The sequence below is a fragment of the Streptomyces huasconensis genome, assembly GCF_021028635.1.
In the GTDB taxonomy this organism is placed as follows: Bacteria; Actinomycetota; Actinomycetes; order Streptomycetales; family Streptomycetaceae; genus Streptomyces; species Streptomyces huasconensis.
Genome location: NZ_CP086119.1, coordinates 5,146,819 through 5,161,539, shown reverse-complemented (window position 1 = coordinate 5,161,539; position 14,721 = coordinate 5,146,819). Strand labels below are relative to the sequence as shown.

At 71.0% G+C, this 14,721-nt stretch carries 11 protein-coding genes; 6 read left to right on the top strand and 5 right to left on the bottom strand.

Features of this window, described 5'->3' with window-relative positions:
* Positions 1-38: 38 nt before the first annotated feature.
* The gene (locus tag J2N69_RS23700) at positions 39-2,069 is read left to right on the top strand and encodes an ATP-binding SpoIIE family protein phosphatase (protein ID WP_408056781.1); all 2,031 of its coding nucleotides are present in this window, start codon (positions 39-41) and stop codon (positions 2,067-2,069) included.
* 70 nt (positions 2,070-2,139) lie between these two features.
* Here the strand turns inward: J2N69_RS23700 and J2N69_RS23695 are convergent, their stop codons facing one another.
* Positions 2,140-4,392 carry a transglycosylase domain-containing protein gene (locus J2N69_RS23695; RefSeq protein ID WP_230902529.1) on the bottom strand — a complete coding sequence of 751 codons (2,253 nt, stop codon included), beginning with the start codon at positions 4,390-4,392 and terminating at the stop codon, positions 2,140-2,142.
* 279 nt (positions 4,393-4,671) lie between these two features.
* Here J2N69_RS23695 and J2N69_RS23690 point away from each other — a divergent pair, with 279 nt between their 5' ends.
* From J2N69_RS23690 to J2N69_RS23680, 3 genes are read left to right on the top strand one after another with little or no spacing between them, the layout of a single operon-like run.
* Positions 4,672-5,199, top strand: coding sequence for a PadR family transcriptional regulator (locus J2N69_RS23690; protein ID WP_223776482.1), 528 nt, complete (start codon positions 4,672-4,674; stop codon positions 5,197-5,199).
* Positions 5,196-5,882 carry an ABC transporter ATP-binding protein gene (locus J2N69_RS23685; protein ID WP_230902528.1) on the top strand — a complete coding sequence of 229 codons (687 nt, stop codon included), beginning with the start codon at positions 5,196-5,198 and terminating at the stop codon, positions 5,880-5,882. The genes J2N69_RS23690 and J2N69_RS23685 overlap by 4 nt, the downstream gene beginning before the upstream one ends.
* Positions 5,879-8,293 (top strand): FtsX-like permease family protein, encoded by a 2,415-nt coding sequence (locus tag J2N69_RS23680; RefSeq protein WP_408056780.1) that lies wholly within the window; start codon positions 5,879-5,881, stop codon positions 8,291-8,293. Before J2N69_RS23685 ends, J2N69_RS23680 begins: the two co-directional genes overlap by 4 nt.
* A gap of 36 nt (positions 8,294-8,329) precedes the next feature.
* On the opposite strand, the gene J2N69_RS23675 is transcribed toward J2N69_RS23680, so the two are convergent.
* Positions 8,330-9,283, bottom strand: a complete 954-nt coding sequence (locus J2N69_RS23675) for a LysR substrate-binding domain-containing protein (RefSeq protein WP_392720191.1) — start codon at positions 9,281-9,283, stop codon at positions 8,330-8,332.
* Between the two features lie 132 nt (positions 9,284-9,415).
* Here J2N69_RS23675 and J2N69_RS23670 point away from each other — a divergent pair, with 132 nt between their 5' ends.
* Positions 9,416-9,970, top strand: a complete 555-nt coding sequence (locus tag J2N69_RS23670) for a peroxiredoxin (protein ID WP_230902527.1) — start codon at positions 9,416-9,418, stop codon at positions 9,968-9,970.
* Between the two features lie 15 nt (positions 9,971-9,985).
* The gene (locus tag J2N69_RS23665; protein WP_127909976.1) at positions 9,986-10,516 is read left to right on the top strand and encodes an alkyl hydroperoxide reductase; all 531 of its coding nucleotides are present in this window, start codon (positions 9,986-9,988) and stop codon (positions 10,514-10,516) included.
* Positions 10,517-10,609: 93 nt separating this feature from the next.
* Here the strand turns inward: J2N69_RS23665 and J2N69_RS23660 are convergent, their stop codons facing one another.
* The 3 genes from J2N69_RS23660 to J2N69_RS23650 form a co-directional block, all read right to left on the bottom strand.
* Positions 10,610-11,932, bottom strand: a complete 1,323-nt coding sequence (locus tag J2N69_RS23660; RefSeq protein WP_230902526.1) for an AI-2E family transporter — start codon at positions 11,930-11,932, stop codon at positions 10,610-10,612.
* A 136-nt stretch (positions 11,933-12,068) separates the two neighbouring features.
* On the bottom strand, positions 12,069-12,797 hold the full coding sequence (locus J2N69_RS23655; protein WP_455680992.1) for an aggregation-promoting factor C-terminal-like domain-containing protein: 729 nt from the start codon (positions 12,795-12,797) through the stop codon (positions 12,069-12,071).
* Between the two features lie 399 nt (positions 12,798-13,196).
* Positions 13,197-14,519 carry a PhoH family protein gene (locus J2N69_RS23650; RefSeq protein WP_127909973.1) on the bottom strand — a complete coding sequence of 441 codons (1,323 nt, stop codon included), beginning with the start codon at positions 14,517-14,519 and terminating at the stop codon, positions 13,197-13,199.
* Positions 14,520-14,721: the final 202 nt, after the last annotated feature.

Genomic DNA, 14,721 nt, shown 5'->3' with positions numbered 1-14,721 from the left:
GCACGGCGCGCGGCCCCGGACGGACGGATTCGAAACGCGTGACGGAGCACCTCACCCCCCACGAGGGTCGCAAGGCACCAGCTGCCCGGCCGACCGCCCCCGCGGAGCCCCGCGGGGCGCTGCTGCGTTCCCCTCAGACGCCACAGGGCGCGCGTGACACTTCCCCGGGAGCTTCGGTGCCGCCGACCAGTGAACATTCCCAGCCGTCCGCCTCCGAGCCGGACCCCGGCAGGCCGCGTCCCGCGCCCGACGGCGTACCGGCGCAGCCCGGCCCCTCGGGTCCGCCCGACGGCGAGGAGCGGCGCACCGGGAGGCCGCGGCCGCCGGGGGCGGGTCCCGTGGCGATGCGGCGCGACGGGGACCGGCTGCGGTTCGTGGGCGCCGCGACCCGGCGGATCGCGCGCGGCATCGACCTCGACGAGATCGTGATGGGGCTGTGCCGGGCGACGGTCCCGACGTTCTCCGACGCGATCCTTGTCTATCTGCGCGACCCGCTGCCCGTCGGCGACGAGCGGCCGGCCGGCCCGCTGGTGCTGCGCCTGCGCCGCACCGACCGGCTGCGCTCCATCGAGGAGGGCGCCGAGGAACCGGACACCGCAGGCGGCACCCTGCCCTCGCTCCAGGTGGTGCAGCCGGACATCACCGACGTGATGGGCACCGCCGAGCTGTGCGAGGTGCGGCACGGCGGCGCGCTCGCCGAGGTGCTGCGCGGGGTGCGCCCGGTCTTCGCGGACTCGGCGGCGGCCCGGGCCGCCCTGCCCGAACTGCTGGGCGCGGGGCGGACCGTGCCGACCGGCCGACGGGCGATCCTCGCCCCGCTGCGGGGCCGGCGCCGCGTGATCGGCGCGGCCGTCTTCCTGCGCCGCCCCGACCGCGCCGCGTTCGAGGCGGACGACCTGCTGGTCGCCGCCCAGCTGGCCACGCACAGCGCGCTCGGCATCGACAAGGCCGTCCTGTACGGCCGCGAGGCGTACATCGCCGACGAACTCCAGCGCACGATGCTCCCCGAGACGCTGCCGCGCCCGACCGGGGTGCGGCTCGCCTCGCGCTATCTGCCGGCCGCCGAGACGGCGCGGGTCGGCGGCGACTGGTACGACGCGATCCCGCTGCCGGGCAGCCGCGTCGCGCTGGTCGTCGGCGACGTCATGGGGCACTCCATGACCTCGGCCGCCATCATGGGCCAGCTGCGGACGACCGCGCAGACCCTCGCCGGGCTCGACCTGCCGCCCCAGGAGGTCCTGCACCACCTGGACGAGCAGGCCCAGCGGCTCGGCTCCGACCGCATGGCGACCTGCCTGTACGCGGTCTACGACCCGGTATCGCACCGCATCACCATCGCCAACGCCGGGCATCCGCCGCCCGTCCTGCTGCACCTGGGCGGCCGTGCCGAGGTGCTGCGCGTGCCGCCGGGCGCCCCCATCGGCGTCGGCGGCGTGGACTTCGAGGCCGTGGAGCTGGACGCCCCGGCGGGCGCCACGCTGCTGCTGTACACGGACGGGCTCGTCGAGTCCCGGCTGCGGGACGTGTGGACCGGCATAGAGCAGCTGCGGGAACGTCTCGCCGCCACCGCCCAGTTGACGGGGCCGGACCATCCGCCGCCGCTGGAGGCCCTCTGCGACGAGGTGCTGGACATGCTCGGCCCGGGCGACCGGGACGACGACATCGCGCTGCTCGCCGCCCGCTTCGACGGCATCGCGCCGAGCGACGTCGCCTACTGGTTCCTGGAGCCGGAGAGCGCGACACCGTCCCGCGCCCGCCGCCTGGCCCGCAGCGCGCTGGCCCGCTGGGGCCTGGAGGAGCTGACCGACTCGGTGGAGCTACTGGTCAGCGAGGTCGTCACCAACGCCGTGCGGTACGCGTCGCGGCCGATCACGCTGCGGCTGCTGCGCACCGACGTCCTGCGCTGCGAGGTCGGCGACGACGTCCCGCAGCTGCCGCGCCTGCGCCAGGCACGCGCCACGGACGAGGGCGGCCGCGGGCTGTACCTCGTCAACAAGATGGCCCGGCGGTGGGGCGCCACGCGGCTGAGCACCGGCAAGGTGGTCTGGTTCGAGCTGAACCGGAGCTGAGCGCCCGACAACGGCGGAGGGCGCCCGGAACCCAGGGGTTCCGGGCGCCCTCCGCCGTTTGGACGAGACCTCAGTCCCGGCCGGGCACGCGGTCGTCGGGGTCCTCGGGGATCTCGATCGTGTGCGTGGGTTCCGGCTCCTGGGTCGGCGGCTTCGACGTCGGGGACTGCGACGGCGACGAGGTCGGCGGGGACGACGACGGCGACTGCGACGGGGACTGCGACGGCGGCTTCGACGTCGGGTCCTTCTCCGGCTTCGACGGCGTGCTCGACGGCGCCTTGGGCTCCTTCGACAGCGTCGGCTCCGGGGGCGGCGCGACGGCCGCGCCCATGTCCGTCTCCAGGTCGAATCTGCTCGGCGCGCCCATCGCGTCGAAGGTGTACGCCGCCCAGATCTCGGCGGGGAAGCTGCCGCCGTCGACGCGCGGCCGGCCGCCGGCGCCCTTCATCGACACCTGCTGGCCCTGTTCCTTGGTGCCGGGCGCTCCCTCGCCGAAGAGGCCCACGGAGGTGACCAGCTTCGGCGTGTAGCCGGTGAACCAGGCCGACTTGTTGTCGTCGGAGGTACCGGTCTTGCCGGCCACGTCCTGCACGGGGTGGCGTACCGCGTGGCCCGTGCCGTCGTCGACCACGCCGGTCAGGACGGAGGTCAGCGAGTCGGCGGTGCTGCGCTTGACGACCTGCTCGCCGATCGGGTCGGGCAGGTCGACGGTGCGGTCCTTGTGCTCCACGGACCGGACGAGGGCCGGGGTGACCTTCTTGCCGTGGTTGTCGAGCGTCGCGTACACCCCCGCCATCTCCAGCGGGCTCGCGCCCATGGAGCCGAGGGTCTGTGCGGGCACCGCGGGCAGGCCCTTGACGTCCATGCCGAGCGTGCTCGCCATCTCCATGACGCGGGGCATCCCGACGTCCACGCCCATCTGCGCGAAGACGGAGTTGACGGACTTGTTCATCGCCTTCTGGACGGTGACGGGGCCGTAGTCGACGTGGTCCTCGTTCGGCGGCGCGAAGGCGACATCGCCTCCCTTGACCGGGCGTCCGCTGGTGCCGTCGTAGATCGTGCCCGCCGTGATCGGCTTGCCGTCCTGGGTCGTCGCGCCGTGCTCCAGGGCCGCGGCGAGGATCAGCGGCTTGAAGGTGGAGGCGGACTGGTAGTCGCGGCGCGTGGCGTTGTTCGTGTAGTGCTTCACGAAGTTCTCGCCGCCGTACATGGCGAGGACCTTGCCGGTCTTCGGGTCGACGGAGGCCGCGCCCGCCTGGACCCGGGCGTCCGCCTTGTTCTTCTTGCGGTCGAGCCGGTCGTTCAGCTTCCTGTCGACGGCCTTCTCGAGCTGCTTCTGCTTCTTGGGGTCGATGTTCAAGGTGATCGTGTAACCGCCGGCCGCGAACTCGGCGTCGCTGAGGCCGCTGTTGCGCAGGACCTCCCGCTTGGCCTCATCCACGAGGTAGCCGGTCTGGCCCTCGAGGCCGGGCGGCGCCTTGGGGTCCTTCGGCTCGGGGAACGTCATCGCGTCGCGCTTGGCGGAGTCCAGCCAGCCCTCCTCGACCATGTTGTCGAGGACGTAGTTCCAGCGCTGCTTGACGAGCTTCTTGCTGGTCGGCGTCGCCACCGCCCAGTCGTACTGGCTCGGGGCCTGGAGCAGGGCGGCGAGGTAGGCGCCCTGGGCGACGTTGAGCTTCTTGGCGTCGACGTCGTAGTAGGCGCGGGCGGCGGCCTGGATGCCGTAGGCGTCGCGGCCGTAGTAGCTGGTGTTGATGTAGCCCGCGAGGATGTCGTCCTTGCTCTTCTCGCGGTCCACCTTCAGCGAGATCACCAGTTCCTTCAGCTTGCGGCTGACGGTCTGTTCCTGGCTGAGGTAGTAGTTCTTCACGTACTGCTGGGTGATCGTCGAGCCGCCCTGCTTGCCCTTGCCGGTCACCGTGTTGAGCACGCCTCGGGCGGTGCCCTTGAAGTCGATGCCCTCGTCCTTGTAGAAGGACTTGTTCTCGGCGGCGACGAAGGTCTTCTGCACCTTCTCGGGGACCTTGTCCAGGTCGACGATCTCGCGGTTCACGTCGCCGGTCCGGGCGATGATCTCGCCGTTGCTGTACTTGTAGACGTTGCTCTGCTTCTTGGCCGCGGCGTTCCCCTCGGGGATGTCCACGACCATGTACAGGATCACGAAACCGAGCATGCCGAGCAGGCAGAGCCCGAAGAACGTCCCGAGGAGCTTCTTCCAGGTGAAGAAGCGGCGTATGCCGGTGCGCTTGCCGCCGGACGGGCGCTCCCGCGCAGCCCGGCGGGCACCGCGCTGCCGCGCTTGTCGTGCTTCGGCTCGGCCCATGACTGAGAGTGCTCCGCTTCCGTCTCGTACGACTCGTACTTCTCGTACGCCTCGTCTTCTCACTGGCAAGTCAGCTGGTCGCTAAGTCAGCTCATGAAGCTAACACCGCACCTGGGGACAAAGGTCATCCGATCCGGTCTTTTCCGGACGTGAGAATGAGCACCTGCCCCTTAGGAACCGACTGTCTCGACGCCCGGAAGGTTGCCCGCTTTCTCGAACTCATGATCTCTGCACCCTGCGTATACATCGCGGGTATACACACCGTGTAGAGTGCTCGGCATGTCCATTGGCCACACCCTTCTGGGTCTCCTGGAGTCCGGCCCGCGGCACGGTTACGACCTCAAGCGCGCCTTCGACGAGAAGTTCGGGCACGACAAGCCCCTGCACTACGGACAGGTCTACTCGACCATGTCCCGGCTGCTGAAGAACGGCCTCGTCGAGGTCGACGGCATCGAGGCGGGCGGCGGTCCGGAACGCAAGCGGTACGCGATCACCGAGGCCGGCGTCACGGATGTCCAGCGGTGGCTCGCCACCCCGGAGAAGCCCGAGCCGTACCTCCAGTCGACCCTGTACACCAAGGTCGTCCTCGCCCTCCTCACCGGCCGCGACGCCGCCGAACTCCTCGACGTGCAGCGCGCCGAGCACCTGCGCCTGATGCGCATCCTCACCGACCGCAAGCGCAAGGGCGACCTCGCCGACCAGCTCATCTGCGACCACGCGCTCTTCCATCTCGAAGCCGATCTGCGCTGGCTGGAGCTGGCCGCCGCGCGCCTCGGCAAACTCGCCCAGGAGGTGCGCCCCGCATGACCCCCGCCGGTTCCCTCCTCACGGCCCGAGGACTGCGCAAGGCCTACGGTCCGACCACCGCGCTCGACGGCGCGGAGTTCTCCATCCACCCCGGCGAGGTCGTCGCCGTCATGGGCCCCTCGGGCTCGGGCAAGTCGACCCTGCTGCACTGCCTCGCCGGGATCGTCCGGCCCGACGAGGGCTCCATCACGTACAACGGCCGTGAGCTGACCGGTCTGCCGGACTCCGCGCTGAGCGCCCTGCGGCGCAGCGAGTTCGGGTTCGTCTTCCAGTTCGGGCAGCTCGTGCCGGAACTGACCTGCGTCGAGAACGTCGCCCTTCCGCTGCGGCTGAACGGCGCCAGGCGCAAGGACGCCGAGGTCACCGCCCGTACCTGGATGGAGCGCCTGGAGGTCGACGACGTCGCCGCCAAGCGGCCCGGCGAGGTCTCCGGCGGCCAGGGCCAGCGCGTCGCCGTCGCCCGCGCGCTCGCCACCGGCCCGCGCGTGGTCTTCGCCGACGAGCCGACCGGCGCCCTGGACTCGCTCAACGGCGAGCGCGTGATGGAGCTGCTGACCGACGCCGCCCGCTCCACCAACGCCGCCGTCGTCCTCGTCACCCACGAGACGCGGGTGGCCGCCTACTCCGACCGCGAGATCGTCGTGCGCGACGGCAGGTCCCGCGACATGGAGCGCGTCGTATGAGCCTCGACACCCGCGCCAGGGCCGCCACCCGGCCCGGGCCGCCGGAGGCCGGGCACACCGCGCCCACCGGCGTCCGCGCCTGGGTCCGCGACCTCGGCATGGGCCTGCGCTTCGCCGTCGGCGGCGGCCGTGAGGGCTGGACCCGCACGCTGCTGACCGCCGTCGGCGTGGGGCTCGGCGTGGCGCTGCTGCTCGGCGCCTCCTCCGTGCCCCACCTGCTCCAGAGCCGCGAGAACCACACGGCGGCCCGCTCGGGCGACGACTTCTCCGGCAAGCGCGTCAAGCGGAGCGAGTCGACCGTCCTGCAGCGCGACGCCCCGACCGACTTCCGCGACTCCACGATCGGCGGCCGCGTCCTGCGCGCCGAGGGCGACCGCCCGGTGCTGCCGCCCGGCCTGGAGAAGATCCCGGCGGACGGCGAGATGGTCGTCTCGCCCGCCCTGCGCGACCTCCTGAACAGCTCCGACGGCGCCCTGCTGAAGGACCGGTTCAGCGGCTACCGGATCGTCGGCACCATCGGCGACGCGGGCCTGGTCCACCCCCAGGAGCGCTACTTCTACGCGGGCTCCGACGCCCTTACCCCGGCCAAGGGCGGCCACCGCGTGTCGGAGTTCGGCTACGAGACGCCCGCGGAACCCTTCGATCCGCTGCTGGTCGTGCTCGTCGTCCTGATGTGCGTGGTCCTGCTGACACCGGTCGTCATCTTCATCGGCACGGCCGTCCGCTTCGGCGGCGACCGGCGCGACCGCCGTCTCGCCGCGCTGCGCCTGGTCGGCGCGGACGCCCGCGCGGTGCGCCGGATCGCGGCGGGCGAGGCGCTGTGCGGCGCGCTGCTCGGCCTCGCGGTCGGCGGCGCCCTCTTCCTGGGGCTGCGTCAGCTGATCGGCACCATCGACATGTGGCAGATCAGCGCCTTCCCCGCCGACCTGACGCCGGTGGCCTCCCTCGCCGCGCTGGTCCTGGTGGCCGTCCCGGTCACGGCCGTCGTCGTGACGCTGATCTCGCTGCGGGCCGTGTCCATCGAACCGCTGGGCGTCATGCGCAGCGCCAAGGTCCGCAAGCGGCGGCTGTGGTGGCGTGTCCTGATGCCGCTCGCGGGCTTCGGCATCCTGCTGGCCGCGGGCCGCGTCGGCGGTGACTACGGGCCGCCGGTGTACGCCATCGGCGCGGGCGCCACGCTCACCCTGGTGGGTCTGGCCGCGCTGCTGCCCTGGCTCGTCGAGGCGAGCGTGTCCCGGCTGCGCGGCGGCCCCGCGCCCTGGCAACTGGCCACCCGCAGACTCCAGTTGAGCAGCGGTACGGCGGCCCGCGCGGTGAGCGGCATCACGGTGGCGGTGGCCGGCGCGGTCGCCCTGCAGATGCTGTTCGGCGCGATGCACGACGACTTCAACCGGATGACGGGGGCGGACACCGCCCGCGCCAAGATCTCGGTGCGCGCCGACGTCGGTGACGCCGCGCTCGCCGACAAGATGATCGACGGTTTCCGCGCCACCAAGGGCGTCAAGCGGGTCATCGCCACGGTCTCCACGTACGCCGTCAGACCAGGCCGGCTGAAGAAGTCCGAGGACCTCCGTCCCACCACGCAGCTGACGGTCGGCACCTGCGCCAACCTGCGCGAACTGGCCCGCATCGGCAGGTGCGAGGACGGCGACACCTTCGTCGTCCACACCAAGGACAAGGAGATGAACAGCTGGGTCGACGAGTCGGCCCGCCCCGGCAAGCCGCTCGACCTGAACCCCATCAGCTGGGACGAGCCCGGCCACAAGCACGTCCTGTGGACCCTGCCCGCCGACGCCCGCAAGGTCACCGCCCGCCCCGACCCGGGCGGCGACCTGCACGACGGCGTCTACGCCACCCCCGGCGCCGTCGACAAGTCCAAGCTGGTCGACGCCTCGACGAGCGCCATGATCCAGGTCGATCCGGACACCCCGGACGCCGAGGAGTACGTCCGCAACACCGCGGCCCGCCTCGACCCGTTCCTGGACGTGCGGACCCTGCGCGCGGTCGAACGCGACCAGCAGTACGCGACCGTCCAGACCGGCCTCCAGGTCGGCGCCCTGGCGACGATGACGCTGATCGCGGCCTCCATGCTGGTGTCGATGCTGGAACAACTGCGCGAGCGCAAGCGGCTCCTCGCGGTGCTCACGGCCTTCGGCACCCGCCGCGGCTCGATGGCGTGGTCGGTCCTGTGGCAGACGGCGATCCCGGTCGCGGTCGGCCTGGCGCTCGCCGTCGCGGGCGGCCTCGGCCTCGGCTGGGTCATGGTCCGCATGATCGACAAGTCGGTCACCGACTGGTGGAAGTTCGTGCCCCTGACCGGCGCGGGCGCCGTCCTCGTCGCGGCCGTGACGCTGCTCAGCCTGCCACCGCTGTGGCGCATGATGCGGCCGGAGGGCCTGCGCTCGGAGTAGCTCCTGAAGCGGTACGTCCGTCGCCGGTGCGGGGTGTCACACCACCCGCACCGGCAGCGGCCGTACCGCACCCCTGAGCGCCTCGGCCAGCTGCTCGTACTCCGCCGCGCGCGCCGCCCCCGTCCGCATCGCGAGCGCGATCCGCCGGGTCGGCGCCGGGTCGGCGAAGTACCCGGTGAGCAGCTGGTTGCTGCGGCTGGTCTCCACCCGCAGGGCGGTGCGTGGCAGCAGCGTCACGCCGAGCCCGCCGGCCACCAGCTGGACGAGGGTGGAGAGCCCGGCGGCGGTCGTGGTCACCGGGGCGTCGGCGCGGCCCGCCTCGCGGCAGATGTCCAGGGCCTGGTCGCGCAGGCAGTGCCCCTCGTCGAGCAGGAGCAGGTGCAGCTCCTTCAGCGCCTCGCGCGGGATGCCCTCGCGGCCGCCGAGCCAGTGGTCCAGCGGGGTGACGAGCACGAAGTCCTCGTCGAAGAGCGGCAGTTCGGTGATGCCCGGCATGCCGAGCGGCACCGCGAGCAGCAGCAGGTCGAGCCGCCCGGCCGCGAGCCCTTCGAGGAGCGAGGAGGTCTGCTCCTCGTGCACCTGGAGGTCCAGGTCCGGGTACTTCTCGTGGACCAGCGTGATCACCGTCGGCAGCAGGTACGGCGCCACGGTGGGGATCACACCGAGCCGCAGCGCCCCGGTGAACGGCGCCTTCACGGCGTCGGCCTCCTCCATGAGCGCCTCGACCTCGCCGAGGACGGCCCGGACGCGCACGGCGAGGCGTTCCCCGGCCGGGGAGAGCAGCACCTTGCGGGTGGTGCGCTCCAGGAGCTGGACACCCAGTGCCTCCTCCAGGGCCGCGACGGCGCCGGACAGGGCGGGCTGGCTCATCCCGATCGCCGCGGCCGCGTCCCTGAAGTGCAGATGTTCCGCCACCGCGGCGAAGGCACGCAGCTGCGCCAGGCTGGGCTGTTTGCCGTTGCTCTGCTTGCCCCTATTTATGGCTCGCACTGATAGCAACCTCCGATCAACATGACCCAGTCTAGCTATTTCCCTAATCAATGCACCCTGTGCCACCATCGAGATCCGTCCAACCCGCAGGAAAGTCCCCAAAAGGGATTTACCTCGTCGCAAGGAGTACGTGTGCTCACTGTCGGTGACAAGTTCCCCGAGTTCGACCTGACCGCCTGTGTCTCCCTGGAGAAGGGCGCGGAGTTCGAGCAGATCAACCACAAGACCTACGAGGGCAAGTGGAAGATCGTCTTCGCGTGGCCCAAGGACTTCACCTTCGTGTGCCCGACCGAGATCGCGGCCTTCGGCAAGCTGAACGACGAGTTCGCCGACCGTGACGCCCAGATCCTCGGCTTCTCCGGTGACTCCGAGTTCGTGCACCACGCCTGGCGCAAGGACCACCCGGACCTGACCGACCTGCCCTTCCCGATGCTGGCCGACTCCAAGCACGAGCTGATGCGCGCGCTCGGCATCGAGGGCGAGGACGGCTTCGCGCAGCGCGCCGTCTTCATCGTCGACCAGAACAACGAGATCCAGTTCACGATGGTGACCGCCGGTTCCGTGGGCCGTAACCCCAAGGAGGTCCTCCGGGTCCTCGACGCCCTGCAGACGGACGAGCTGTGCCCCTGCAACTGGACCAAGGGCGACGAGACCCTCGACCCGGTCGCGCTGCTCTCGGGCGAGTGAACGGAAGCTACTGACATGGCACTCGACGAACTGAAGTCCGCCGTACCGGACTACGCCAAGGACCTGAAGCTGAACCTCGGCTCGGTCATCGGCAACAGCGACCTGCCGCAGCAGCAGCTGTGGGGCACCGTGCTGGCCTGCGCCATCGCGTCCCGCTCCCCGAAGGTGCTGCGCGAGCTGGAGCCCGAGGCGAAGGCGAACCTCTCCCCCGAGGCGTACACCGCCGCCAAGTCGGCCGCCGCCATCATGGCGATGAACAACGTCTTCTACCGCACGCGTCACCTGCTCTCCGACCCGGAGTACGGGACGATGCGCGCCGGTCTGCGGATGAACGTCATCGGCAATCCCGGCGTCGAGAAGGTCGACTTCGAGCTGTGGTCCCTCGCGGTCTCCGCGATCAACGGCTGCGGCCAGTGCCTGGACTCGCACGAGCAGGTCCTGCGCAAGGCCGGCGTCGACCGTGAGGTCATCCAGGAGGCGTTCAAGATCGCCGCGGTCATCCAGGCCGTGGGCGTCACGCTGGACTCCGAGGCGCACCTCGCCTAGGTCATATGAGAAGGGGCCCGGAACCAATGGTTCCGGGCCCCTTCTCATATGCCTGGCACGCCGCGTGCGCCGAGCGTGCCGTACGACCGCTTACTACTGCTGCTGCTGCGGCTCCGCCGGCGGCGCGACGTCCGCGTCCGTCGCCCCCTGCGGCTGCGGCTTGGGCGCCGCCTTCAGCGCGGCCTCGCGGGAGTACGCCCGCAGGTAGCCGACCACCGTGTTCGTCACGGCGACCAGCGGCACTGCCACGACCGCCCCGCCGATCCCGGCGACCATGCCGCCCGCGGCGACCGACAGGATCACCGCCAGCGGATGCACGCGCACCGCGCGGCCGAGGATGAACGGCTGCAGGATGTGCCCCTCGATCTGCTGGACCGCGAGGACCACCGCCAGCGCCATCACCGCCGTGAACACGCCCTGGGTGACCAGCGCGACGACCACCGCGAGCGCCCCGGAGACCACGGCACCCACCAGCGGCACGAACGAGGCCAGGAAGATGATGACGGCCAGCGGCACCGCCATCGGCACCCCGAGGAAGTAGATGCCGAGGCCGATGAAGATGGCGTCGATCATGGCCACTATCACCGTGCCGCGCACATAGGCGGTGAGCGTGCGCCAGGCGCGCGGCCCCGCCCCCGCGATGCCGGGCCGCGCCTGGGCGGGCACCAGCTTCAGGAACCACTGCCAGATGCGCCTGCCGTCGTACAGCAGGAAGAGCGTGGAGAACATCGCGAGCAGGATGCCGGTCAGCGCCTCGACGATGACGGTGACGCCTTCGAGGCCCGCGGAGGTCAGCTCCTCGGTGTTGGCGCCGACCGCGTCGCGCAGACTCGTCGCGATGTCGTTGATCTGGTCCTCGGTCACGTGGAAGGGGCTGTTGAGCAGCCACTTGCGCAGATCCTCGATGCCGTCCTGGACCTGACCGGACAGCTCGTCGGCGTTCTCCATGACCTGCCAGACCACGAACCAGCCGACCAGCCCCATGATGACGAAGCCGAGGATCGCGGTGACGGCGGTCGCCAGGCCCCGCGGCAGGCCGACCCTTCTGAGCCGGGCCACGGTGGGCTGGAGCAGCGCGGTGATCAGCAGCGCGGCCACGAAGGCGAGCACCACCAGCTGCACCGCGCTGATGACCTTCATCAGGACCCAGAGCGTGCCCGCGAGGACGAGCAGCCGCCACCCGGCCTCGGCGGCGACCCGCATGCCCCACGGCACGGCGGCGGCGGGGTCGGGTCTGGCGGCGACGGCCGGCGCGTACGTCGGCGGCGGGGGCACGTGGTCGAGTTCCTCGCCCGCGAGGTCGTCCGGCTCGTGGGCGTCCGGCTCGTCGTCCTTGGCCCGCTTCTCGTTCAACCGCTCGCCCATCTCACTCAGTCCGGCACCGATCCGGCCGAGCCACCCTGGCACTCGCGACATGATCCGTCCTCTACCCCCGTCTTTCCCCACCACTCCTCCCTGGAGCCGTCCGCACCGACCGTACACGGGAGAAACCCCCCACCGTAGGACGGTGGGGGGTCTCCCGGGGTTGAGCGCGACAGAACCGGGGTGCGGACTAGTACCAGTTGTTGTTCTGCCAGAAGTCCCAGGCGCCGCAGGGGCTGCCGTAGCGGTCGTTCATGTAGTTCAGGCCCCACTTGATCTGCGTGGCCGGGTTGGTCTGCCAGTCGGCGCCCGCCGAGGCCATCTTGGAACCGGGCAGCGCCTGGACGAGGCCGTAGGCGCCCGAGGAGGCGTTGACGGCCTTGTAGTTCCACGTGGACTCGTGGTTGACGATGTTGCTGAAGCACTGGAACTGGTCGCCGGGGACCATCTGCCGTGCCATCGCCTGAACCTGAGCGACCGTGTAGGAGCTCTGGGGGGTGAAGCTGGAGGCGTCGCGGGCCGAGGAACGGCTGGCCTTGGTCTCGGCCTTGTCCTCGCGCTCCTTCTTGTCGGCGGCCTTCTGCGCCTTCTCGGCGGCCTCCGCCTTCTCCGCGGCCCGCTGCTTCTCGATCGCCGATGCGGCGGCCTGCTTGCGGGCCTCCTCCGCGGCGGTCTTCTTCGCGGCGGTGTCGGCGGCCATGGCCTGCGCGTCGGCCTGCTGCGTCAGGGACGCGGTCTGGACCTGGGCCTGCTGACCCGCGGGGATCTCTGCGAGGAGCGTCGCGTCGCTGGCCGCTGCCTCGAAGTCGTTCGTGTTCGAGGGCTGGGTGTTGCCCGAGGCGACACCCACGACAGCTCCGACGGTGGTGACCGCGGTGGCTGACGCCACGGCGAATCCCCGGACCGAAATCCGGCTCACACGGTTTCCTTCCAGCATCGCCCGCATAGGTGACCTCGCGGACGCAATCGTGCCCCTGGCGCTGGCCTCCGCTTGCGATCGGTCACGGGAGGCACGGACCCGGTGGGCAACTCCCGTGAGGGGAGCGCCGCGTGGTGCTTCGGGCGGCATGCGACGGCCACTATGAAGTTCTGGGGTTCGGTACCGCTGGGGGTACAGGTGTGTCGCATGCGGGGCCTGACAGGACTGAGACTCTGCCGCAGCCGGACACCGCAAGGCAATTCTCCGTTGCGTGGGAAAGCTCACACCCCGTTTGCCCCAGCTGTTTTGCGGAAAGTGCCGCGCACGCCGACGCCGCCCGGCTAGGCTCCTTCGCTTCGCCGGACGGCGTCAACTTCCGTACGTTTGCCGTGAACTGCCTCAGATGTGGCCGTCCTCCAGCATTTCGGTCACCAGGGCCGCGATCTGCGAACGCTCGGAGCGCGTGAGGGTGACGTGCGCGAAGAGCGGATGACCCTTCAGTTTCTCGACGACGGCGACCACTCCGTCGTACCGCCCCACGCGGAGGTTGTCGCGCTGGGCGACGTCATGGGTCAGTACGACACGGGAGTTCGCCCCGATCCTGGAGAGCACGGTCAGCAGGACGTTCCGCTCCAGGGACTGGGCCTCGTCCACGATGACGAACGCGTCGTGCAGCGAGCGGCCGCGGATGTGGGTGAGGGGCAGCACCTCCAGCATCCCGCGCGCGCTGATCTCCTCGATGACCTCTTTGCCCGCCACCGAGCCGAGCGTGTCGAAGACCGCCTGCGCCCACGGGCCCATCTTCTCCGCCTCGGTGCCGGGCAGATAGCCCAGTTCCTGCCCGCCGACCGCGTACAGCGGGCGGAAGACCATCACCTTCTGGTGCTGGCGGCGCTCCAGGACGGCCTCCAGGCCCGCGCAGAGCGCGAGCGCCGACTTGCCGGTGCCGGCGCGCCCGCCCATCGAGACGATGCCGATGTCCGGGTCGAGGAGGAGGTCCAGCGCGATCCGCTGCTCCGCGCTCCTCCCCTTGATGCCGAAGGCCTCCCGGTCGCCGCGTACGAGGCGGACGTTGCCCTCCGCGGTGACGCGGCCGAGCGCCTTGCCCTTCGCGGACTGGATGGTGAGTCCGGTGTGCACGGGCAGGTCGGCCGCCTCGGGGACGTACAACTGGTCCTCTTCGAAGAGGAGGTCCACCTGTTCGCCGGAGAGGGCCAGCTCGGACATGCCGGTCCAGCCGGAGTCCGTGACGGCGAGTTCGGCGCGGTACTCCTCGGCGAGCAGCCCGACCGAGGACGCCTTGATCCTCAGCGGCAGGTCCTTGGAGACGACCGTGACGTCGTACCCCTCCGCCTGGAGGTTGCGGGCCACGGCGAGGATGCGGGAGTCGTTGTCCCCCAGCTGGTAACCGGCCGGGAGCACGCCGGGATCGGAGTGGTTCAGCTCGACGCGCAGCGAGCCGCCCAGGTCCCCGATCGGGATGGGGGCGTCCAGGCGGCCGTGCCGGACGCGGAAGTCGTCCAGCAGGCGCAGGGCCTGCCGGGCGAAGTAACCGAGCTCCGGATGGTGCCGCTTGGCCTCCAGCTCCGTCACCACGACGACGGGCAGCACGACTTCGTGCTCGTCGAAGCGGGTCGGGGCTTTCGGGTCGGCCAGCAGGACGCTGGTGTCGAGAACATAGGTGCGCCTGTCGGGCATGCGGCGCTTTGTGCTGGTCACCACGGAAGGACGTACCCCCTCGGATGAGGTCGCTGAGCGACGGGAGGGATGCCGGGCGGGCCGGCGGGTGTGAACCGGACCGGACGCGGCCGCGATGCGCGGGCCGAGCGCCGGCCCTCCACGTCGCCCGCGTGGAGCACACGGTCGTCCTGGTGCAAAGGGCCTCCCGGGCGGACGGCCCATGCCGCCCGCTGAGATACGACGT